Genomic DNA, 22251 nt, shown 5'->3' on the forward strand with positions numbered 1-22251 from the left:
TGAAACCACCGATCCCGACTTTTCCCCATAAAGACAAATCGCGCAAACGCGGAGTACCGACCGTGACCATCAACCGACGCCTGTTCAATCAGTTCCTGCTGCTGGCCGGCGCGAGTACCGCCCTTCCTGCCGGGGCCTTTGCCGAAGACGCCAAGCCGGTGGCGGGCGGCACGCTCAATTTCGTCTACTATCCCGAGCCCAACCAGATCGTTTCCATCAACACCAGCGCCGGTGGACCGGCCACCATCGGGCCGAAGATTTTCGACGGCCTGCTCGCCTACGACTACGACCTCAATCCAAGGCCGCAACTGGCCACCGAATGGTCGATCAGCGATGACGGGCTCGAATATGTCTTCAAGCTGCGGCCGGGGGTGAAATTCAGCGACGGCCATGATTTGACATCGCAAGACGTGGCCTTTTCGATCTCGCGACTGCGTGAAGCGCATCCGCGTGGACGCATCACCTTCCAGAATGTCACCGACGTCGACACGTCGGATCCGCATGTGGTGAAAATCAAACTGTCTAAACCGTCCGCCGCGCTGATCTCGGGGCTGGCCGCGACGGAATCGCCTGTCGTGCCCAAGCACATCTACGAGAAGCTGAAGCCGGCGGACGATCCGTCCCTCGAGCAGATCATCGGCAGCGGACCGTTCGTGCTCAAGGAATGGGTCAAGGGCAGCCACATCATCGTCGAGAAGAACCCGACCTATTGGGATGCGCCAAAACCCTATCTCGACCGGATCATCTTCCACTTCATCACCGATCCCGGCGCGCGCGCCGCGGCACTCGAGACGGGTGAAGTCGACATCGGCCCGAACCCGGTGGCGTTTGCCGATCTGGAGCGGTTCAAGGCGCTGCCGCAATTCGTCGTCGATAGCACCGTCTTTGCCTATAGCGGCCCGCTGCACCAGCTGATCATCAACCTGGAAAACCCGATCCTGAAGGAGAAGAAGGTCCGTCAGGCAATCGCGCATGCCATCGATCTTGATGCGATCAATGCCATCGTGTTCTACGGCTATGGCCAAGTGTCGCCGACACCGATCAGCGTCGTCAACAAGAAGTATTTCGATCCCGATGTGAAAGCCGCGACCGTCGATACGGCGCTGTCGGAAAAGCTGCTCGACGAGGCCGGTTTCAAGCGCGACGCGGACGGTATCCGCTTCAAGCTCAGACTCACCAACAACCCCTACAACCCATGGGGCTATGCTGACTTCCTCAAACAGGCGCTAGCCAAGATCGGCATCGACGCCGAGATCCAGAAGTTCGACTTCGGCACCTATGTCAAAACCATCTACACCGATCGCACCTGGGACCTGTCGACGGAATCCTGCGGCAACATCTTTGACCCCAGCGCCGGCGCGCAACGGCTCTACTGGTCGAAGAACATCAAGATCGGGCTGCCATTCTCCAACGGCGCGCACTACGAGAACCCTGAGGTCGACCGGCTGCTGGAGGCCGCATCGGTCGAGCTTGACGAGGCCAAGCGCAAGCAGCTGTTCTTCAGGTTCCAGGAGATCATCGCCGACGAGTTGCCGATCATCAATCTGATCGCGCCGCCGACCATCATCATCGCCCGGAAAACCGTCAAGAACTACGCGCCGGGCGCTGAGGGCCTGTCGGCCAGTTTCGCCGACGCCTATATCGATCCGAACGCCTGAACTTCGCAGACGACCGCAGCGAAAAGGGCCGCATCGAGATGCGGCCCGTTTTCGTTTCCGTCGTTCGTGCGGCCTCGCAACCTCAGGCCAGAGTACGCAGCCTTGGGCTGACGCCGACCAGAAGGCCGGCAAGGGCGATGGCCTGCGCCAGCTGTTCGCCGATGGAGCTCGATTCCCAGGCGACGCCACGCAGCGGGTGGCCGATGGCAAACAGATTGCCGTGGGTCCTGCCGTCGCCGGAAATCACCTGGCCGTCATGCGTGGCGTCGATGCCGAACCCGGTCGCATGCGGCCTGACGATGCCGTTCTCGAGCAGGCCCTGGACAAACGGATCGGCGATCCGCCGCCAATCATGTTCCTGATGGCCCCGGCAGCTGACGACACCGTCGAAACGCAGCCGTTCGACCGCGCCGCTATCGCGCCAGCGGATCTCGGCGACAATGCCGCCGGCTTCCGGATGCAGTGCCAGCACCCGTCCGGCGCCGCCCGCCCAACGGCCTTGGCTTTGCGCCAGTGCGACGCGCTCAAAGCTCGGCGGCGCCGCTCGATGCGCGGTGACGTCCCAGAAAGCGCGCAGATGGCGTGCGAACTTCAGGCGCTCCTTGTCGGTGGCGCCTTGCCACAGAGCCAGGATCCACGGCCGGATCGTCAGCGGCAACCCTTGCCAGTCCAGCCCGGCGGCCTCGATGGCCCGGCGTTCGGCCTTTACCAAGGCAAGAAGCGCCCTCGTGGTTTTCGGCAGCGGCCGCCCGGCAAGAAAATCGCGCCACGCTTCGGTATTGCGCCGAGGCTCGACGATCTGTCCGCGCCGCGACACGACGCGATAGCTGCCCTTGAAGCCGCGCGCCTCCATGCTGGCGACGACGTCGACCATGCTGAGACTCGAGCCGATCAGCAGCAATTGCCTGCTGCCAGCGAGCCGGTCCAGTGCTGCCGAATCCCAGGGATTTGCGACATAGCGGTGATCGTTGATGATTGGTGCTTCGGTGGCCGACGGCTCGCTCTGAAAAACACCTGTCGCCAGCACGGCCTCATCGGCCAGCAATTGCTGGCCGTCGCTGGTGCCGACGCAGACTCCGGACGGACCGGTCAGCATGTCGACGGCGGATGCCTTGATGTGGCGCAGCGAGGAACGCGGATCTGCTTCTCTGACGGCTCTGGTCAACTCCGACTGGACATAGCTGCCGAACAGCCAGCGCGGCGGGCTGGAGTCAGGCACATCCGCGGGCGGTGTCCAGCCATGCGCGCCGCGCCGTTGACGAGGTGTTGTGGATCGACGGTGCTGTAGGCGACGCCGCGGCCGAGCTCTGCCCGTCGCTCGATGATGGTGATTGCCAGCGGTTCGGTCGAACGGTCGAGCAGCTTGATCGCGGCAACCGCGCCGGCAAAGCCGCCGCCAATGATGATGATTGAACGAGGGGTCGAACGCGGTGGGGAGGAAGGGGTATGAAACATCAAGGACCTTTGCGACACCGACGGTGCGTGGCTCTAGCCCATCGCTCCCGCGCCGGCCATCGTGCTTTCCCTTGACCCGATGTCAAAAAACAATAATTGCCAGCTGGCGAAAGGCATTCTTTCGCTCAGTTGGCAGGCGCTAGATAGGAACGCCCTTTTGCGATCAACCTGAAAGCCGCTGATGACTGAAGATCGAAAGATAAGGCTTGGCGCTTTCGTCCGCGGACCGGGCCATCATGTCGCTGCCTGGCGCCATCCCGATGTGCCGGCCAATCCGGGCCTGAGTTTTCAACACTATGCGGACGCCGCGCGCACTGCCGAGTGCGGTCTCTTCGACATGGTCTTCCTCGCTGACAGCCTCAGCGCGCGCAATGGCGAGCAGCCGATCGAGACTTTCGAACGCACCGGCCATGTCGTGCATTTCGAGCCGCTGACGCTGTTGTCGGCACTGTCGACCATCACGCAAAGGATTGGGCTCGTCGCGACAGCGTCAACCACCTATTGGGAACCTTTCCATCTGGCGCGGCTATTCGCTTCGATCGACCATCTGAGCGGCGGCAGGACAGGCTGGAATGTCGTCACCTCGGCCGATGCGCCCGCGGCGTCGAATTTCAGCCGTGACCAGCATCCCGTCCATGCCGACCGCTACGACCGCGCGGAAGAGTTCGTTGCCGTGGCGCAGAAGCTCTGGGACAGCTGGGACGACGATGCCTTCGTCGCCGACAAGGCTTCGGGCGTCGCCATCGACCGGCATGGCATCCATGCCCCTGACCATGTTGGCCGGCATTTCCGCGTCAAGGGACCGCTCAACGTTGCCCGCCCGCCGCAGGGCCATCCCGTTATCGTCCAGGCCGGATCTTCGGATGCCGGCCAGCAGCTGGCAGCCAGGACGGCGGAGGTGGTTTTCACCGCCCATCCGGCCGTCGACTCGGCGCGGGGTTTCTACAGCGAGCTGAAGGGCCGGCTGGGCTCGTTTGGCCGCTACGCCAACAGCTTGAAGATCATGCCCGGTGTCTTTCCGGTCGTCGCGCCGACACGTGCTGAAGCCGAGGGCAAGTTCGACGCCATCCAGCGCCTGGTCGATCCGGTGGTCGGCGTGGCGCTGGTTTCCGGACTGCTCGGCGGCGTGGATCTCTCCGGTTATCCGCTCGACGGACCATTGCCGGAACTCGGCAGTTCCGATGCGGTGAAAAGCCGGCTGAAAGTCGTTTCCGAATTGGCCGCGAGCCGGAACCTGACGATCCGGCAATTGTACCTCGCCGTTGCCGGTGCACGTGGCCATTTCCAGATCGTCGGCACGCCAAAGGATGTCGCCGACATGATGGAAGAGTGGTTCACCGGCGGCGCGGCCGACGGCTTCAACGTCATGCCGCCGATCCTGCCGACGGGCCTCACCGATTTCGTCGATCTCGTCATCCCGGAGCTGCAGCGGCGCGGCCTGTTCCGCACCGCTTACGAAGGCAGCACGCTGCGCGAGAATCTCGGCCTTGCGCGTCCGGTCCGTGGCGTTGCCGAACATCAGCAGAGGAAAGCCTCATGAGCGCGAGCACGATCGATTCGAAAATTTTTCGCCAATGGCTGGCCGATGGCGAGGAACTGGCGGTGCTGGATATCCGGCACAGAGCGGCAGTCGGATACGCGTCGCCGCTGTTTGCCACCAATCTGCCGGCGGATCACGTCGAAGCGGAGATCGACCGCTTCATCCCGCGCAAATCGGTGCGCACCGTGCTGGCCGATGACGGCAGCTGCGTTGCCGAGCAACTTGTCGAACGGTTGTCCGGGCATGGTCGCAGCCAGCTTTTCGCACTGGCCGGTGGAATTCCGGAATGGACGAAAGGCGGTTTGGAAGGCTTGCCGACCTTCGACACGCCGGGCGTCGATTTTTCGCTGGCGATCCGAGACGCGAAGGGAACGCCGGTCATCACCGTTGATGAACTAGTGGCACTCAAGGGCCAGGGCGCCGACGTGATCGTCCTCGACAGCCGGACGGTGGCGGAGTTCGACAAGGACCATGTGCCCGGCGCCATCAGCGTGCCGGGTGCCGAACTGGTGCTGCGTTTCGCCGATCTGGTGCCGTCGCCGGACACGCGGGTGATCGTCTCCTGTGCCGGCTTGCCGCGCGCCATCATCGGCGCACAGACGCTGATCGACGCCGGCGTGCCCAACAAGGTTGCTTATCTGCACGACGGCACCAAGGCATGGCGCGAAGCGGGCCTTGCGCCCGAAATCGGCAGGACTGCCGCTTATGGTCCAGCCAGCGAGGACGCGAAGCGCTTCGCCGGAGAACACATCGCAAGACTTACCGAAGGCGACAGCTTTCCGCGCATCGATGCCGCGACCGCGGCGGCATGGGCGAAGGACGACAAGCGGACGACCTACCTGCTCGACGTGCGCACGCCGGAGGAGTTCGCCGAAGCGCATATTCCGGGCTCGATCGCGTCGGAGGGCGGGCAGTTGCTCGGCGTCGCCTACCGAACCATCGCCGTGCGCGGCGCTCGTGTCGTGCTCATCGACGACCTGCTCGGCGTCCGCGCCGCGACGACGGCGCACTGGCTGCAACGCCGCGGTTTCGAGATCGCCATCCTGTTGCATGACTTCCAGTCGGCCAGCCTGGACGCGGCGTAGAGGAAGAACTGTCGAGTGATTTTGGAGGCCGCTATTCGGCGGCTTCCTTTTGACGGCGGCGGCCTGAGAGGACATTCTTCTGCATCGCCGTCAGCGAAGACCGCACCGCATTGGCGCCGTGTTCCAGCATCCTCGCCTCATAGTCCGACAAGGCTTCGAGGAGTGGTTTGTCGCCGCGTCTGGCGGCCACCAGTTCCGGCACCAGCAGCCCGGCATCATAGATCGCGGTGTTGCCGCCGAGCGCGCGGAAATAGGTCATGGCATGGATGGCGTCCCCGAGCAGCGTCACCCGTTTCGTCGGCCACGGATCGACAGGCTCCGAGCTGTGGACGTGCAACAGCGCCACCGTCGACGGGTCGGTGTAGCGAATGAGGTTGAGGATGTCCTTGTGCCAGTGGCCGATCTTCGAGATCAGCAAGTCGAGCAGTTCGGCGCCGGAGAGCCTTGCCAGCGCATCGTCCGTGGCGAGCTCATCCTTTTCATACGCGGTGTTCCACCAGACATAGCTGGTGGTGTTGTTGAAATGGAAACCGGCAACGTCCTTGTGGGTGTCGTCGTCCAGCCCGATCAGCCCATATCTACGATAGGCCTCGACATTGACGCGATGGCTGGTGACCATCAGCCCGTGACCTTCCGACGGCCGGATGCCGGCATTGTAGTCGAGCAGCAGCGGCGAGATCTGGTGAAGGGCTGCGGCATGCAGCGTCATCTTGCCGGCGAGGCGTCTGACACCGGTGTCGAAGCTTCGCGCCTGCGGCACCAATTGCTGGCGCACGCGCGAGCGGGCGCCGTCGGCGCCGACCAGCACATCGGCATGGATTGTCGAGCCGTCCTCGAAATGCGCTGTTACCGAACCGTCCGGCTGCTCCTCGTAGCGTGAAAAGACCTTGCCATGGCGCACGACACCGTCGAGGCCGGACAGCAGCACCTGGCGCAGCGTGATGCGGCTCACCGACTTTTCGATATGCGTGTCGTCAACCTCGCCCTGCGCATTGCCGCCACCCCAGGCATCCTCGCCCAAGGTTTCGAAATTCTCGTCGAGCAGGATGTTGCGGTCCGGCGCCTGGCCGAGCGTGGCGACAAAGGCTTCGTAGAGTTCCGGCGGCAGATTGGCGATCAGCGAATCGATGCCGCGCTGGCGGATGCGCAGGCGGAAACCCTGGACATAGTCGGTGCGGGCGCGATCCTTCTCGAAGACGGCGACGCCGATGCCGTTCTTCTTCAGGCCCTGCGCCAGTGTCAGGCCGCCAGGGCCTCCACCGACGATGGCGACTTCGACATGTTCGGATGCCATGACGCCGCTCACCCGACCGCCTTGAGCCTGGGTTTGACAGCAACAGCCGGCGGCTCGGCTACCTGAGGGGCAGCGTGGCGGCTGAGCGCCGCTTTGGCGGCGATCGTGCGGATCATGTGGTTCTGTGGTGCATGCGAGCGCGCGGTCAGCGTATCGCGATGGTGGCGCTCGAGCTGGAAATCTCTGTTGAGGCCGGGATTGCCGGCAAGCTCCAGCGCCAGCGAGGTGACGGCAACGGCATTGTCGATGACGACATGCCTGACCGTCATGCCGTCGGTGCCGACCGGTCGGCCGGCATCGACATCTTCGGCGAGCGAACGCAGCAGCCGCGTGCTGGTCGCAAGCCGAACCTCGATGTCGCCCAGCCCCGCCTGGATGTGCGGCACCGTCGATAGCGGCGCGCCGAGGCTCGCCGGCGCGTGCGTGGTGACGAAGGAGGCCAGCCGGTCACGGGCCGCGCGGGCCGCACCATGGTAGACAGCGCCGATCAGCGAAAAGAAGAACGCTGTCGGCCCTTCTTCACGCCTCAGCGGTTCAGACGCCGGCTGTGCCTCGGTAATGTCTTCGGCAGGCACCACGACATTGTCGAGGATGACATCGTCGCTGGCGGTGGCCCGCATGCCGGCGGCATTCCATGTCTTTTCGACGCGCAATCCCGGCGCATTGGTCGGCACCAGGAACGAGGCGAGGCGCGGTTGCGGCTCGTCGGTCAGCGCCAGCAAGTTCACCCATTTCAGAATGGGAATGCCGGTGACGTAATTCTTGTGGCCGGATATCCGCCAGACATTGCCGTCGCGCCGGGCAATGGTTTCGGGCGGCTTGCCATGAGCGGGCGAGCCGATCCCCGGCTCGGCCTGCGCGGCGTTGATCAAAGCAGGGCCGAGGCGGCCGGCCTCGACAATCCGCTGCACCAGATGGCGCGGCCATTTGCCGGATTTCCGCAGCGCGTACTGGCTGTTGTAATGCATGGCCAGCACCAGCGCCGTCGACGGCTCGCCACGGCCGATCTCGGCGATCACTGCCTGGGCTTCCACCAGCCCGCCACCGAGGCCCCCATGCTCGCGCGCCGTCACCAGGCCAAGCAGCCCGGCCTGGTGAAGCCGGTCGAAATTGGCGAACGGAAAATCCCCGGTCGCGTCGTGATGCGCGGCGGTCATCGCGAAGTCGTTGGCAAGGCCGGCTGCCGTGTCGAGGAGTTGTGGAAACTCGGGAATGGTCGAGGTCATGAAGCTGGCTTCCTCTCAGGCGGCGGCGCGAATGGTCACCAGATCGAGCGGCCGGCGATCGACCCATTTCTCGACGTCGAAATCGCTGGCGAGAAAACCCCAGTCGCACAGGAAATCCTTGTAGTGGGAAACCGCCGCGATGAGCTCGGGCTGCAGCCCGAGGCCGAGATGTTTGTGGACATCCGGACCGTTGGCCGCCAGCACCTGCTCTTCGGTGGCGCCGGATTCGCGGGCAACGAAGCGCCGCGTCTCGTCGGGATGCGCCTCGGCCCAGGCGCTGGCGCGCAGGATCGTCTCGATCAGCCGAGCGATCAGATCGGGGCGTTCTTTTGCCAGCAAATCGTCGACGGTCAGCACGCGCGGCGAACCGGAATTGATGCGGATATTGGGCTCCGGGTGGAAGCCGAATTCGGCGACCTGGATGGCGCCGATCAGATTGGCGACATTGATGCCGGCCGTGCCCTTGACATAGATGGCGTCGACGTCGCCACGGATCAGGGCTGCTGCCTCCTCGCCATAGGCCTGCTTGCGCTTGAGGCCGAACAACGATGGCCCTTCCTGGCTGTCGAGCACACTGTCGGTCAGCGCGATGTCGACGATCTCGACGTCGGCATGGCTGAGGCCCTCGAGCGACAGCGCCGATACCAGGCCCTTCAGCGCCGTCGCCCGCATGAAGTCGACGATGCCTTCGGGACGCCGGGCGATGCCGAAGCGGCGGCCTTTCAGGTCTCTGGTCGTTTTGATGCCGGAGCCGGGCAAGGCGATGATGGCCTGGAACTCGTCGGTCCAGGTGATGCCGACGAGACGCGTCTTGCGCCCTTCGGAACGGGCACGGATCGGCGGCACGTTGCCGCCGTGGCGGAACGACCAGTCGAGCGTGTGGTTGAAATGGCTTTGGCGGATATCGCGGTTGGGCGAGTCGATGATCGACTTCAATTCGATCCCTTCCTTGCGGAAGGTTTCCTCGAGAAGCCCGAGTTGTGCCGCAAGTCCGACAGGCGTCGGCACCGGGCAGCGTGTGTACCAGATTTCGGAGATCGCAGTCGTGGTCATGATTGCTCCTCAGACGTTGCGCAGGCCGGCCTGCTTCATCAGCGGCAGGATGTTCTCGCCGAAGAATTCGAGATCCGGCTTGAAGTCGAAGAAGGACAGTTGCAGTCCGTCGATGCCGGCGTCCTTGAGCTTGACGAACTGGTCGACGATCTGCTCGGGCGTGCCGATGAGATAGATGTTGCCGCCGACCTTGGCGTAGGGATCGTCACGGCCTTCTCGACCTTTCCAGGCCTGGGCGTCGCTGTTGAAGGTCTGGAAGCCTTTCGGCGTGCGGCTGTCGGCATGGGCGACGATCTGGTCGGCGACCGCCCAGGCTTCCTTCTCGGTCGGTCGGCTGATGACCAGCGGGTTGAGCAGCGTGCGCACGGTGCGGCCGACACCGAGGGCCGCGTCCTTTACCTTCTTGGTATGCGCCGGCAGCGCCTCCAGCGCGCTGGCTATGTCTGAGCCGGCCGGGCTGGTGACGAAGACGATGTCGGAGTAACGGCCGGCAAAGGAAATGCCGGCGTCGGAGCCGGTGGCGTTGACCAGGATCGGCCGGCCGTAATTCGGCTTCGGCGTGACAAAGCCGCCGTTGAGCTTCCAGCTCGATTCTCCGGAGAAGGAGAAATTCTCGTCGTCCTGCCACAGCCGCTGCAGCACTTCGACAAACTCGGCGGCGAGTTCGTAGCGGCGGTCATGCTCGATGCGGTTCCAGCCGAACATCTCGTGTTCGACGGCGCGATGGCCGGTGACCACATTGATGCCCCAGCGGCCGCCGGAGATGTGGTCGAGAGTAGCGCCGAATTTCGCCAGATGCAGCGGATGCCACGGGCCGTAGAGAACATGCATGGTCGAGATCAGCATGATCCTCTTGGTGATCGCGGCCATGGCTGCGATGGACACGAAACTGTCAAGCGCCTGGCCGTTGAAGACACCGCCATAACCACCCTTGGGCAGCCATTGGCTGAGGGCAAAGACAAGGTCGAAGCCAAGCTCTTCCGCCCTGAGCGTCAGGTCGCGATTGTAGTCGAAGCGCCAGTCGGTCGAACGCTCCAGGGTCGAGTTGGTCCAACCACCGGCCTGGATCGGCAGGAACAGCCCGAGCAGCACCGGCTGCTGAAGCGCTTTCGACAGCGGGCTGTCGGGATAATCGGTGGGCGCCCTGAAGAAGGGCGTGCCGACGATGGAACCAGGCTTATGGGCGAGCGTCATGGCGAACTTTCTCGGATGGAGGCAGGGAACCCGTGCGTGAAGACCGCGCACGGGTTTGGCGGATCAGGCGACGATGTGGGCTGTTGCGAGGGAGCCGGCATTGCCCTCGGCGCCCACCGTGTGGTCGGCGATGCGCTTGTTGTAGAGGGTGATTTCCGGCTGGCTGACGATGCCGATGTCGGGCAGGTCCTCGACCAGGATCTGCTGGATCGCGGCCCATTGCTCGAAGCGCTTTTCGTGGTCGACCTCGACAGCGGCCGCTTCAAGGAGTTCATCGACCTTGGGGTTGCTGTATTTCGAGCCATTCGAGAACGGCACGCCCGGCTTGAAATTCTTCGACCAGTAGAGGCGCTGCACGCCGACCGTCGGGTCGAACAGATTGCTCATGCCGTTGAAGGTGAAGTCGAAATCGCGGTCGGTGTAGATGCGCTTGGTGTAGGTGGCGAAATCCTGGCTGCGCACGGTGACCGCGATCCCGACCGCGGACAGCGCCTGCTTGATGTAGTCGGCGCCGCGCTTGTAGGTCTCGCCGCTCGGGACATAGTCGTGGACAAGGTTGAGGCGGGTGCCGTCGGCACCGCGTTGCAAGCCTGCTTCGTCGAGCAGTTTCTCGGCGGCAGCAATGTCGACCGGATAGGTCTTCAGGTCGGCGACGAACCACTTCTTCAGATTGGGATTGATCGGGCCCGGAATGGTCGCGCCATAGCCGTAGTTGATGGTGTCGCGGATGATGTCGCGGTCGATGACATGGGCGAAGGCGCGGCGGACGCGAACATCCTGGAAATAGGGTTTCTCCAGGTTGAACTCGACCCGGCTGATGCCGTTGGAATACTGGTAACCCTGCTTCTCGAAGCCGATATGCGGCAGCGTTTCGAAGCGCTGCAAATCGCTGTACGGGATCGGCGTTGCCGGCGCCAGGTCGATCTCGCCGGTCTCGAGCGCCAGTGCGCGTCCCGAGGCGTCCGGAATGAAACGCACGATCAGCCGGTCGAGATAGGGGCGCGGTGCATCCCAATAGCCGGGGTTGCGTTCGTAGACGATGTGGCTGCCGCGGACCCATTCCTTGAAGACGAATGGGCCGGTGCCGATCGGAGCCGTGTTGACCGGATTCTCGGCGGCCTTGCTGCCGTCATAAAGATGCTTCGGCACGATCGGCGTTTCGGCCGCGGCCAGCGCCGTGATCAGGTAAGGTGCCGGCTTCGACAGAACCAGCGTCACGGTCAGCGGATCCGGCGTCTGGATATCGACAAGGTTGAGGAAGGTGTTGCGGCCGCGCGGATGAACCTCCTTAATCGTGGCGATCGAATAGGCGACGTCGGCAGCGGTGAATGGCTGGCCGTCATGCCACTTCACGCCTTCGCGCAGCTTGAATGTGTATTGCAGGCCATCGTCGCTGACCGACCACTGCCTGGCCAGCGATGGCCGCGGCGTGAGATCGAAATCATAGGTCAGCAGGCCCTCGGTGGTCTTTGCCGAGACGTAGACCGAATTGAATGCGGTGTGGGCGATCGTCGTCAGCACCGGCGGCTCGGCCGAGAGCAGCAGCGTCGCCGTCCCACCCTGTTTCGGCTCGGCTGCGTAGGCATTGCGCGATGCGGGCAACAGGGTGGCTCCGAGCACTGTCGCCGAAAGGCCGAGGAACCTGCGGCGGTTCGGAGTGAGGAAATGAGACATGGTGCCCTGGTCCTTTTTTGCTGCCGGCATCAATCGGCCGGTCGTCGGCAGCCGGGTGAAAAATCCATCGTTCCAAGAGCCGGCCCGTTTGTGAAAAGATTTGGCCGCCGCGCTCCCGCACTTAAGATTTCATACTTCAAATGGCTTTTTTTGTAGCATGAAACAAAATTCTATTCTGCAGTTTCGCCATTTGCAGAACAAAATTTCTTAGATCAGGTTTGACAACGTCTATAATCTTGTCAACTAAAAAGCACGGAACTTCCGGGAAACAGTAAACCCGCATCGTCAGCCACAGCCGGGATAGCGAAAACGATGTCGACCCTGACGCGCATTGGCAGAACCTTCCGGCGCACGGCCATCCAGGCGGTGCCAACCGTTCTGGGCATCGTCATCCTGAACTTCTTCCTGCTGCAGCTTGCGCCGGGCGATGCTGCCGACGTCATGGCCGGCGAGGCCGGTTCGGCCACGGTGGAAACCATGGCTGCGCTGCGCGAGCGCTTCGGGCTCGACAATCCGCTGCTCGTCCAGCTGTTCAACTATCTCTACAACCTGGCGCATTTCAGTCTCGGCTTTTCGCCGCGCTACGGCATGCCGGTCGCCGACCTGATCGGCCAGCGGCTGCCGGGCACACTGTTGCTGATGGCGGTGGCGCTGAGTATCGCCATCGCACTCGGTCTCGTCCTCGGATCGTTGATGGCGGTGTTTTCGGGACGCCTGCCGGATCGTCTGCTTTCGGTCGTTTCGCTGCTGTTCTATTCGATCCCGGGCTTCTGGATCGGCTTGATGCTGATCGTGCTGTTCTCGGTCAAGCTCGGCTGGCTGCCGAGCGGCGGTTCGGGAACCATCGGCAGCAATCTGACCGGTCTCGCCGGCCTGTGGGACAAGGTGCGCTACATGATCCTGCCGGCGCTGTCGCTGGCACTGTTCTACGTGGCGATCTATGCGCGGCTGACGCGTGCGGCGATGCTGGAAGTCCAATCGCAGGACTATGTGCGCACCGCCGCCGCCAAGGGCTTGTCGCCAACCATCATCACCATCCGCCATGTCCTGCGCAACGCGCTGATCCCCATCACCACCATGGCCGGCATGCATGTCGGCGGCATGCTTGGCGGCGCCGTGGTTGTCGAGACCGTCTATTCCTGGCCCGGCCTCGGGCGCCTCGCCTTCGAGGCGGTCATGGGCCGCGATTTCACGGTGCTGCTCGGCATCCTGCTGCTGTCGTCGCTGCTGGTCATCGTCGCCAATGCGACGGTCGATCTGCTGCACGCCTGGCTCGATCCCCGCATCGGAGTGCGCTGAATGGCTTCAACCGATTTCGTCGCGGGCGACGCCCGCTCCCGCCGCGCCTATGCCGAGGCTCGCGAGCCTGCGGCACCGGCTGAACCCGAGGCGAAGAGCTGGAGCAATCTTCACGCGCCCGACGCGCGCTCCGCCTCTGCGGCGTCGGTACCGATTGCAGCCGGCGGCCGGGCGCTGAGGATTTTCCTCCGCAATCCCAACGCCATGTTCGGCGTGGTGTTCCTGTCGCTGGTCGTGCTCGCAGCATTGCTGGCGCCCGTCGTTTATCCGGCCGATCCGCTGTCGATGGTGGCGCGGCCCTTCCTTTGGCCGGGGCAGAATCCTGGCTTTCCGCTGGGCACCGATTCCATGGGCCGCGACGTGCTTTCCGGCATTCTGCACGGTGCGCGGATTTCGCTGTTCGTCGGCCTGGTGGCGACAGCACTTGGCCTGAGCTTCGGCATCCTTGTCGGCGCCACCGCCGGCTATTTCGGCGGCTGGATCGATGACGTGCTGGTGCGCCTGATCGAGATCTTTCAGACCATACCGAGCTTCGTGCTTCTGGTCGTCATGGTGGCGATCGCGCAACCGACGGCGCTTGTCGTGACGGTGGCGATCGCCGTCATCACCTGGCCGACGGTGGCGCGGCTGACCCGCGCCGAATTCCGCGCCATTCGCGAAAAGGATTTCGTCATGGCCGCGCGCAGCCTCGGCTATGGCCATGCCCGCATCATCTTTCGGGAGATATTGCCAAACGCGCTGCCGCCTTTGATCGTGACCTCGTCGGTGATGGTGGCAACCGCAATCCTGATGGAATCGGCGCTGTCCTTCATGGGCCTCGGCGATCCCAATGTCGTCAGTTGGGGTTCGATGATAGGAGCGGGCAGGGAGTTGATCCGCACCGCCTGGTATCTGACAGCACTGCCGGGGCTTGCGATCGTCTTCACCGTGCTGGCGCTGAACTTGATCGGCGACGGCCTCAACGACGCGCTCAACCCGCGCTTCTTGCAGGAGCGCTAGAGATGGCCGCTGCTTTGCTCAAGGTCGACAATCTGACGGTTCGCTTCCCGAGCACCGAGCCGGTCAGCCGGCTGAGTTTCGAGGTCGGCGAAGGCGAGACGCTGGCGATCGTCGGCGAATCGGGCTCCGGCAAATCGCTGACAGCACTTGCCCTGATGCAGCTTCTGCCGCGCTCGGCGAAGATCCCCAATGGAAGGATCGAGTTCGCCGGCAGGGATCTGCTCGGTCTCGACCAGAAGGCGATGCGGAACCTGCGCGGGCGCGAGATCGCCATGATCTTCCAGGAGCCGATGACGTCGCTCAACCCGGTGCTGACCATCGGCCGGCAGATCACCGAGGTACTGACGCTGCACGAAGGCATACGCGGCAAGGCAGCGCGGAACCGTGCCATCGAGCTTCTCAATCTGGTGCGTATTCCCGATCCGCAGCGGCGCATCGACGACTATCCCCACCAGCTTTCCGGTGGCATGCGCCAGCGAGTCATGATTGCCATTGCCGTTGCCTGCCGTCCGCGCCTGCTGATTGCCGACGAACCTACGACGGCGCTGGATGTGACCATCCAGGCGCAGGTGCTCGACCTGCTCGATACGCTGCGCCGCGAACTGTCGATGGCTGTCGTGCTCATCACCCACGATCTCGGCGTCGTCGCGCAGTGGGCCGACAAGGTCGTCGTCATGTATGCAGGACGCAAGGTTGAACAGGCGCTGCCCGGCGCGCTGTTCAGAACCCCGCTCCATCCCTATACGCGCGGCCTGCTGGCCGCTTCGCCAAGGCTGAAGACCAATCTGCACTACCGCGACGCCAGGCTGACGGAGATACCCGGCAGCATCGTCTCGGCCGCTGGCGAGAAAGGCTGCCCGTTCCGGCCGCGCTGCGCGGTGGCGCGCGATAGCTGCGCCCATTTCGTGCCCGACCTCGTCGAGGTGAGCGAGGATCGCCTCGTCGCCTGCCCCTACAGCTTCATTCCGGAGGTTGCGCATGGCGCTGCTCTCGGTCTCTGACCTCTCCACGCATTTCCATGCTCAGGGTGGTGCGTTGCGCGCCGTCGACGGCGTCTCGCTCGAGGTCGGACGCGGCGAAACGGTTGGCCTCGTCGGCGAAAGCGGCTGCGGAAAATCGAGCCTCGGCAAGACGATCATGCGGCTGGTCGATCCGACCAGCGGCAAGATCGAGTTCAACGGCACCGACATCACCGTTCTCGACGCCCGCCGGCTGAAGGCGGCGCGCCGCAACATCCAGATGATTTTCCAGGATCCGTTCGCGTCGCTCAACCCGCGCCACACGATTGGCGACATCCTGACCGCGCCGCTGAAAGTCCATAGCATCGGCAACAAGGCCGAGCGGCGCAAGATTGTAGAGGATATAATCGAGCGCGTCGGTCTGCCCAAGGATTCGCTTGGCCGCTACCCGCATGAATTTTCCGGTGGTCAGCGCCAGCGCATCGGCATCGCCCGGGCACTGATCCTCAATCCGGAACTGGTCGTCTGCGACGAGCCGGTGTCGGCACTCGACCTTTCGATCCAGGCCCAGATCCTCAACCTGCTGGTCGACATGAAACGGCAGCTCGGCCTGTCCTACCTGTTCATCTCGCATGATCTGTCGGTGGTCCGCTATTTCGCTGACCGGGTGCTGGTCATGTATCTCGGACGCATCGTCGAAAGCGCCGACAATGCGACGCTGTGGACCTCGCCAAAACATCCCTACACGCGCGCACTGATGGACGCCGTGCCGGACCCGGTGCGCCGGCGTCAGGCAGCGCCGATCCATGGCGATCTGCCGAGCCCGCAGAACATCCCCAGCGGTTGCCGTTTCCACACGCGCTGCCCGCTGGCGACGGATCTCTGCCGTTCGCAGGAGCCTGCATTCCGGGCGATCGCGGCGGGGCATCACGTCGCTTGCCACTACGCCGAACCAACCCTCAACTGAAAGTTCAACGGAGCAAAACAATGTCCGATTACCGCTATCTCGGCCGCAGCGCCCTGAAGGTTTCCCCGCTCAGCCTTGGCACCATGATGTTCGGCGGGCCGACCGAGGAGACGGTCGCGCACCGCATCATCGACAAGGCGCGCGAGCAAGGCGTCAATTTCATTGACACCGCCGACGTCTACCACAATGGCAAGTCCGAGGAAGTTGTTGGCCGCGGCATCAAGGCGACGCGCGATCATTGGGTGGTGGCGACCAAATTCGTCAACTCGCATGACAAGGGTCCCAATCTCGGCGGCCATTCACGCAAATGGGTGATCCAGACCGTCGAGAACAGTCTGAGGCGCCTGGGAACAGACTACATCGACCTGTTCTATTTCCACCGCGCCGTCTTCGATGCGCCGCTGGAGGAGCCGGTGCGGGCCATCGCCGACCTGATCCGCCAGGGCAAGCTGCGCTATTTCGGCGTGTCGAACTTCCGTGGCTGGCGCATCGCCGAAGTCGCGCATCTCGCCGATGAACTCGGCATCGACCGGCCGGTGGCCAGCCAGCCGCTCTACAACATCGTCAACCGCACCGCCGAGGCCGAGCAACTGCCGGCGGCAGCCTATTTTGGTCTTGGTGTCGTCTCCTACAGCCCGCTGGCGCGCGGCGTGCTGACCGGCAAATACGAGCCCAACCAGGCGCCAGCCGCCGACACTAGGGCCGGGCGTGGCGACAAGCGTATCGCCGAGACCGAGTGGCGCCCGGAATCGATCGAGATCGCCAGGCAGATCGCGGCGCACGCAAAGTCGCGCGGTGTCTCGGCCGCCGATTTCGCGCTGGCCTGGGTGCTCAACAACCGGCTGATCACGGCGGCGATCGCCGGTCCGCGCACTGAGGAACAGTGGGACAGCTACGCCAAGGCGCTGGACTTCAGGCTGACCGCCGAGGACGAGGCCTTTGTCGACCGCCTCGTCACCGCCGGCCATGCCTCGACGCATGGGTTCAACGATCCGAGCCATCCGGTCGAAGGCCGTGTGCCGCGTTCCGAGCCGGCCGCACCGATCCCGCTGACGCGGCCTCTGCGCGCCGCCTGACGGTCAGCTGTGGACTGGCGGGGCCGGCGGCCCCGTCAGAGTCTCCAATCATTTCGCACAGATGAGAGAGACCACGAATTTCCATGTCGAACGGCTGCGCCAGAACATCGTCGTGTTGTCAGGCAACACCCATAGGCCGTCGAAATCACGGAGGCTGGCGCATCATCTGGGTGAGGCACTGCGCGAAAAACTGTCGGTCACAGTGAATTTCCTCGATCTCGTCGATGCCGGCCGCGGTCTGGGTGCTGCGTTCACGCGTAAGGAATCGACGCCGGAGGCGCTGGATGTGGTGGCCGCGGTCGAACAAGCCGACGCGCTGATCGTGACGACGCCGGTCTATAATGGTTCCTATGCTGGCCTGTTCGACCTCATCGATCCGCTGGCACTCGTCGATCGCCCAGTCCTGATCGGCGCGACGGGAGGCGGCCAGCGCCACGCGCTGGTGGTCGAACACCAGCTTCGCCCGCCGTTCGGCTTCTATTCGGCGCTGAGGGTGCCGAGCGTCGTCTATGGCAGCGACAGCGATTTTGCCGACGGCAAGCTTTTGGATCCAACGGGCCTGGGCTGGCCGCACAGGCCGTGGACCAGTTCGCGACGTTGCTTTCAGCGCGGCAGCCGAAGAGCCAACCGGTCAGGCTGGCTTCAGGCTGACGGGTATCGGGCTCGGCCAGGTGCCGGCTGCCTCGGCAAACGGAACTAAGGGGTTCGGGAAGGTCGTGAACATCTTTTAGTGTAGTAGGGTGATGGCTGCCTGGAAGTTTCGCTATTCGTGCTCCATCTGAAGGCAAACACCGAGCGTTCGGTGCTTTGGCCGTCCTCGGAACCATACGGAACGATGCGGGAAGATTTCTGATTTTTGCCGCGAAAAACCCAACAAAATCGACGATTTTCGTTCGCCCTCCGGGCCTACCAGTCGCCTTGATGAACAAGGCTTTGCGTCGAGGGTAGACAACCTGGTTAGACAGTCGGTCAGACAAACCGCTTCAGAAGCTTCGCCATGCCCTCCACGGCGAGCCGCTCCTGCTCCGTATCGACTTTTTTATTGAAACCCCGAATTCGGTGGCCTTACAAGACCGATGTTGCCATTGCTCGTAGGTCGGCTGTGATGGATAACGTGGTTCCATTCCGCAAGGCCGTGCCTTGCGTCGAAGTGACAGAAACCTGCGGCGAATGGTTCGTCCGCGTGGTTGAGAAAGATCAGGAAATTGCCAGGTCATTCAATCAGGAATCGTTCGCGTTGTCCTTTGCAGAAGGCCAGCGGATACGCCTAGGGCTAGCGAAGGTCGTGCGCCTGTAGGGCGCTGTGGGGCGGCATTGTAGGCATTCAAGCATGAGCGGAACCTAATTTGCAGCCGCAAATTAATGTCCAATGAATGAACTCCCAAACCGGAAAAAACTCGTGCCTGACCCTCAACCTCGGCGCGGCTCCAACAAAGGTGTGTTGCTAGCGGCTGCAGCGCTGCTGTTTGCCTTTCTCGCTCTTATTCTGTTTGGGTTTTTTCAGTAAGTGCGCGCGGCGCCGGCTTCCTAGAGAGGGCAGAGCACCTGCCGACGTGATCTTCGATCGCTCGCGTCCTTGCGGCGGGGCGACTATCCAAGCCGGCTCGGTTCGTCGCTCCTGACGGGTTCGGCGGTCCCACCACAGCAGGATGATCATTCGGCAATTTTTGGCAGCGCCGGTATTCAACTCACGCCCAAAGCGATTGAACTGAAGCTGGCCGTCGATGTCGTGACTGACGCAGCATGAGCCGAACAGGCGAGGCAAGCGCAAGCCTTGGGGCCCAACCTCAGACAGACGAAGCACGCTCGTGCAGTCTGGAGACAGCGCAACGAGTTATTCATTCGGGCGCCTTCGCATCACCAGCGGAACGAAAGAGTTAACTGGCGGTTTACTAGGGAAGGATTGCAGGACGAAAAACATTGAGGATTTCTGCCATGACAATGTTGTTCGAACCACTCGACTCTGAAGGTTACAAGCGCAGCGTGGTCTACCATGCGGCACGCTTGTCCATGCTCCACAATCGAATGCTGAAGCGTTTCGACAAGGTCGATAAAGCGGCTGAAAAGGTTGAAGCCGAGGTGGAGTTGTTTGATGAAGCTGTTCGCACTCTCTACGAATGAGCGGCATGTTGACCGCCGACGTTCCTGCTAGCGCGTATACGGGCGCGGGGTTCACCGTTGCGTCACCAGGCGATGTCGCGCCGCGTATTTGGGCTTGATAAGCACGATCTAATGTATACGATTCACCCAGCCGGCCTGGCTCCCCCGCCATCGGGCCGGTCAGGCCCGACGGTTCAACGCACCACCCCAAACGACTGTCGGGCCGCTAGGACTCTCACTGCGCAGCCGGGTTCATGCTTTGCCTTTTTTTCTCGAAAAGCGCGAGCTTGGTCATATAACCAATTCTGATTTTTGCATGGCATTGGGTGCAGTTGAAGTTGGATATCACCTTCAACCACGATCCCTTTTTTATGATGACATGAGAACAGTTTGGACATTCCAGTTCCAGGTACTCGTCCCCCATATCGTTTGAAATCGGCACTACGACACTCCCCAACAGTTGCCCGTGAAACTTGCGCTTCGAGATCGGCCGGCACCTCCGTGCTCAAACCCCGAACGTGGGTCCTTGGCAGATGTTCCGCAATCCGACCTCTGGCGACCGGGATCGGACCTAAGTCCAAATCGCCGCCAACAGGCCGAGAAGTGGAACCCCGGCGGATGCTTTTTGAACGCTGAATTTCCGTCCTCGCCGGTCGTAGTCCGCCGTCCTCATGGCCAAAGCGCCAATGTTGCCCTTTGTGAGACTGACCTCGTCCGGCCTACCAGGTCGCCAGGGCGCAACTCCGGTAATAATGCGGCGGAGCGAATGTCAGCGCGAAGCTGTGCGCAGGGACGCCAACTCGCTGACAGCAGCAAGGATGACAGCATCGGTTGCCGGCTTCGGCAGGAATCTGCAGTCGCGGAAAGCCGCGGGAACGTCGGCGGGGCCAAATCCCGACAAGAAGGCAAAGGGGATGCCTCGCGCCTGCAATATCCTCGCCACCGGCAGACCCGTTTCACCGTTCAGCTGGATGTCTAGCAACGCCACGTCAATCTTGTCCGATTCGACAAGACGCAGAGCGGCGGATACCGACGGCACAGGTCCGACCACCTGATAACCGGCGCGACGCAGCCGCGCGGCAGTGTCCTGCGCGACTAGCCATTGATCCTCAACAATCAGAACACTCACGCTTTCGCTCACGGCCCCTCTCTGCGATTGACCGGAAATGAGATGTCGATCCGAGACCTTCGGACAGTTGTTTCGACATGTCCGCAAACCTATAGGTAACCTCTCCATGCAGCAAGGTGAGGCTGATGCTGGAGCGGAGGCGCTTCCACCGACCACTTGCTGAATTACCGGAGCCGAAGATTAGCGCGTCAATGGAGCTGCGGTCCGCGCCTCCGCTCCATCAGAGTTGGATAGGCGTTTACCCCTCTCCACGATCCACAAAATCTAAAAGCCGCCGTACCGCGCCATTGGCTCTTCAAAGCATGAGCAGCACCTCTCTCTCCATCTTTGGCGACCTGAGATTGCAATCGGTCAATGAGCGTCAGAAGTGCGATGCACCGAGTTTGTGCCTGCAGTTTTTCGAAGGAAAGGCTTGAGAATTCATGATTTCGGAGCAGGTTTGGCTGGCGCATGAGCGCCGCAGATCTATACTGGGGAGATCAAGCGATGGGGTCGGCCATGAGCAAAGAGTTCAGTGTAGCTGATGCCTATGGCGCCGGCCGCGCCATGTTCATGGGACTTGAACTGCTGGTTTCGCCCGGTGCGCTCGTCCCCAGACCTGAGACCGAGTTGCTCGGCAAGACCGCGCTTGGTGTGTTGCATCAGATGAACCTGCCGGCTCCGCGCATAGTTGATATGTGCTGCGGCACTGGGAATCTGGCGTGCGCGATCGCCTACCATGTGCCCAGCGCCCTTGTCTGGGCAAGCGATCTCACCGATGAATGCGTCGAAACGGCACGCCGCAACACCTCACATCACGGCATGGCTGAGCGTCTTTCGGTGCTTCAGGGCGACTTGTTCGACTCTCTCATCGGCCTTGGGTTAGACGGAACTATCGACGTAATCGTCTGCAATCCGCCTTACATTTCTGAAAAGCGGCTCGAGGGCGACCGCGCCCATCTGATCGAGCTTGAGCCGCGCGAGGCGTTTGCAGCCGGCCCTTACGGCCTGAGCATTCATATGCGCGTACTGAAAGACGCACCGCGATACCTGCGGCGTGGCGGCATCCTGCTCTTCGAGGTCGGGCTTGGCCAAGACCGACAGGTAGCGGGTCTGCTGGAACGCAGCAAGGCATTCGAGAACATCCGTTCGGTCTCGAACGAAGCGGGCGAGGGCCGGGTGGTTCTGGGGCAAGTCAAGACGCAGGCATGAATCCTGCGACAATCAGACCAAATACGGGGCTGCTCTGGGCGTTACGCTTACCCATCAGTTCATTTTGCGGATGATGTATTGCTCGATCCCCTGGATGGAATCGAGGTTTTCAGGCAGAAGTTCGCTATCCTCGACGGTAATGCCAAAGGTCTCCTCGATGAAGCCGATAATCTCAAGCACACCCGTCGAGTCGACAATGCCTTGATCGAGCAAGGATGCGTCATCCAGCAATGCCTTGACGTCGCTGACGTAGAAATTCGAAACCAAGAAACTACGAATCTGCTCGCTGTAGATTCCGGTGCGTTCCTTGATGGTCAACATGAATTCGTCCTCCGTGGCGTCACCATTAAAT

General features: G+C 62.4%; 21 protein-coding genes. 12 read left to right on the top strand and 9 right to left on the bottom strand.

What is annotated here, in order from left to right; all coding sequences use genetic code 11:
• Nucleotides 1-62: 62 nt before the first annotated feature.
• Nucleotides 63-1658, top strand: a complete 1596-nt coding sequence (locus X726_RS150630) for an ABC transporter substrate-binding protein (RefSeq protein WP_023670862.1) — start codon at nt 63-65, stop codon at nt 1656-1658.
• A gap of 82 nt (nt 1659-1740) precedes the next feature.
• Here the strand turns inward: X726_RS150630 and X726_RS13655 are convergent, their stop codons facing one another.
• Together X726_RS13655 and X726_RS1000000172265 are read right to left on the bottom strand one after the other, a co-directional pair.
• Entirely contained in the window at nt 1741-2877 is a 1137-nt protein-coding gene (locus X726_RS13655) for an FAD/NAD(P)-binding protein (protein WP_023670863.1), read from the bottom strand.
• Entirely contained in the window at nt 2820-3113 is a 294-nt protein-coding gene (locus X726_RS1000000172265) for an FAD/NAD(P)-binding protein (RefSeq protein ID WP_280940458.1), read from the bottom strand. Before X726_RS1000000172265 ends, X726_RS13655 begins: the two co-directional genes overlap by 58 nt.
• Nucleotides 3114-3294: 181 nt before the next feature.
• Here X726_RS1000000172265 and X726_RS150625 point away from each other — a divergent pair, with 181 nt between their 5' ends.
• Entirely contained in the window at nt 3295-4653 is a 1359-nt protein-coding gene (locus X726_RS150625) for an LLM class flavin-dependent oxidoreductase (RefSeq protein WP_023670865.1), read from the top strand.
• On the top strand, nt 4650-5738 hold the full coding sequence (locus X726_RS150620; RefSeq protein WP_023670866.1) for a rhodanese-like domain-containing protein: 1089 nt from the start codon (nt 4650-4652) through the stop codon (nt 5736-5738). The genes X726_RS150625 and X726_RS150620 overlap by 4 nt, the downstream gene beginning before the upstream one ends.
• Nucleotides 5739-5769: 31 nt before the next feature.
• Here X726_RS150620 and X726_RS150615 read toward each other — a convergent pair whose 3' ends face one another.
• The 5 genes from X726_RS150615 to X726_RS150595 all read right to left on the bottom strand — a co-directional run bounded on the left by X726_RS150615 (nt 5770) and on the right by X726_RS150595 (nt 12179).
• Entirely contained in the window at nt 5770-7032 is a 1263-nt protein-coding gene (locus X726_RS150615) for an NAD(P)/FAD-dependent oxidoreductase (RefSeq protein WP_031215075.1), read from the bottom strand.
• A gap of 8 nt (nt 7033-7040) precedes the next feature.
• A complete protein-coding gene (locus tag X726_RS150610) occupies nt 7041-8258 on the bottom strand; it encodes an acyl-CoA dehydrogenase family protein (protein ID WP_023670868.1) in 1218 nt (405 codons plus the stop codon).
• 15 nt (nt 8259-8273) lie between these two features.
• Nucleotides 8274-9311, bottom strand: coding sequence for an ABC transporter substrate-binding protein (locus X726_RS150605; protein ID WP_023824726.1), 1038 nt, complete (start codon nt 9309-9311; stop codon nt 8274-8276).
• A gap of 9 nt (nt 9312-9320) precedes the next feature.
• Nucleotides 9321-10505 carry an LLM class flavin-dependent oxidoreductase gene (locus X726_RS150600; RefSeq protein WP_023670870.1) on the bottom strand — a complete coding sequence of 395 codons (1185 nt, stop codon included), beginning with the start codon at nt 10503-10505 and terminating at the stop codon, nt 9321-9323.
• Nucleotides 10506-10568: 63 nt separating this feature from the next.
• Complete coding sequence (locus X726_RS150595; protein ID WP_023830917.1) at nt 10569-12179, bottom strand: ABC transporter substrate-binding protein; 1611 nt, start codon at nt 12177-12179, stop codon at nt 10569-10571.
• A gap of 312 nt (nt 12180-12491) precedes the next feature.
• Between X726_RS150595 and X726_RS150590 the strand changes: the two genes are divergently transcribed.
• The 8 genes from X726_RS150590 to X726_RS13580 all read left to right on the top strand — a co-directional run bounded on the left by X726_RS150590 (nt 12492) and on the right by X726_RS13580 (nt 19600).
• Nucleotides 12492-13478 carry an ABC transporter permease gene (locus tag X726_RS150590; RefSeq protein ID WP_023670872.1) on the top strand — a complete coding sequence of 329 codons (987 nt, stop codon included), beginning with the start codon at nt 12492-12494 and terminating at the stop codon, nt 13476-13478.
• On the top strand, nt 13479-14477 hold the full coding sequence (locus X726_RS150585) for an ABC transporter permease (protein ID WP_023670873.1): 999 nt from the start codon (nt 13479-13481) through the stop codon (nt 14475-14477).
• A 2-nt stretch (nt 14478-14479) separates the two neighbouring features.
• The gene (locus X726_RS150580; protein ID WP_023670874.1) at nt 14480-15478 is read left to right on the top strand and encodes an ABC transporter ATP-binding protein; all 999 of its coding nucleotides are present in this window, start codon (nt 14480-14482) and stop codon (nt 15476-15478) included.
• Nucleotides 15456-16403, top strand: coding sequence for an oligopeptide/dipeptide ABC transporter ATP-binding protein (locus X726_RS150575; protein WP_023670875.1), 948 nt, complete (start codon nt 15456-15458; stop codon nt 16401-16403). Before X726_RS150580 ends, X726_RS150575 begins: the two co-directional genes overlap by 23 nt.
• 20 nt (nt 16404-16423) lie before the next feature.
• On the top strand, nt 16424-17479 hold the full coding sequence (locus X726_RS150570) for an aldo/keto reductase (protein ID WP_023670876.1): 1056 nt from the start codon (nt 16424-16426) through the stop codon (nt 17477-17479).
• 61 nt (nt 17480-17540) lie between these two features.
• Complete coding sequence (locus X726_RS0135525) at nt 17541-18179, top strand: NAD(P)H-dependent oxidoreductase (RefSeq protein WP_023670877.1); 639 nt, start codon at nt 17541-17543, stop codon at nt 18177-18179.
• 405 nt (nt 18180-18584) lie between these two features.
• Nucleotides 18585-18776 carry a hypothetical protein gene (locus tag X726_RS150565; protein WP_023670878.1) on the top strand — a complete coding sequence of 64 codons (192 nt, stop codon included), beginning with the start codon at nt 18585-18587 and terminating at the stop codon, nt 18774-18776.
• A gap of 638 nt (nt 18777-19414) precedes the next feature.
• A complete protein-coding gene (locus tag X726_RS13580) occupies nt 19415-19600 on the top strand; it encodes a hypothetical protein (protein WP_023681021.1) in 186 nt (61 codons plus the stop codon).
• 748 nt (nt 19601-20348) lie between these two features.
• Here X726_RS13580 and X726_RS150555 read toward each other — a convergent pair.
• On the bottom strand, nt 20349-20720 hold the full coding sequence (locus tag X726_RS150555; RefSeq protein ID WP_023670881.1) for a response regulator: 372 nt from the start codon (nt 20718-20720) through the stop codon (nt 20349-20351).
• Nucleotides 20721-21206: 486 nt separating this feature from the next.
• On the opposite strand from X726_RS150555, the gene X726_RS150550 reads away from it, so the two are divergent.
• Nucleotides 21207-21899 (top strand): class I SAM-dependent methyltransferase, encoded by a 693-nt coding sequence (locus tag X726_RS150550; RefSeq protein ID WP_023689767.1) that lies wholly within the window; start codon nt 21207-21209, stop codon nt 21897-21899.
• A 54-nt stretch (nt 21900-21953) separates the two neighbouring features.
• On the opposite strand, the gene X726_RS150545 is transcribed toward X726_RS150550, so the two are convergent.
• A complete protein-coding gene (locus X726_RS150545) occupies nt 21954-22220 on the bottom strand; it encodes an acyl carrier protein (RefSeq protein WP_023670883.1) in 267 nt (88 codons plus the stop codon).
• Nucleotides 22221-22251: the final 31 nt, after the last annotated feature.

Origin of the sequence: Mesorhizobium sp. LSJC285A00 (genome assembly GCF_000503155.1) — a bacterium.
GTDB lineage: Bacteria > Pseudomonadota > Alphaproteobacteria > Rhizobiales > Rhizobiaceae > Mesorhizobium.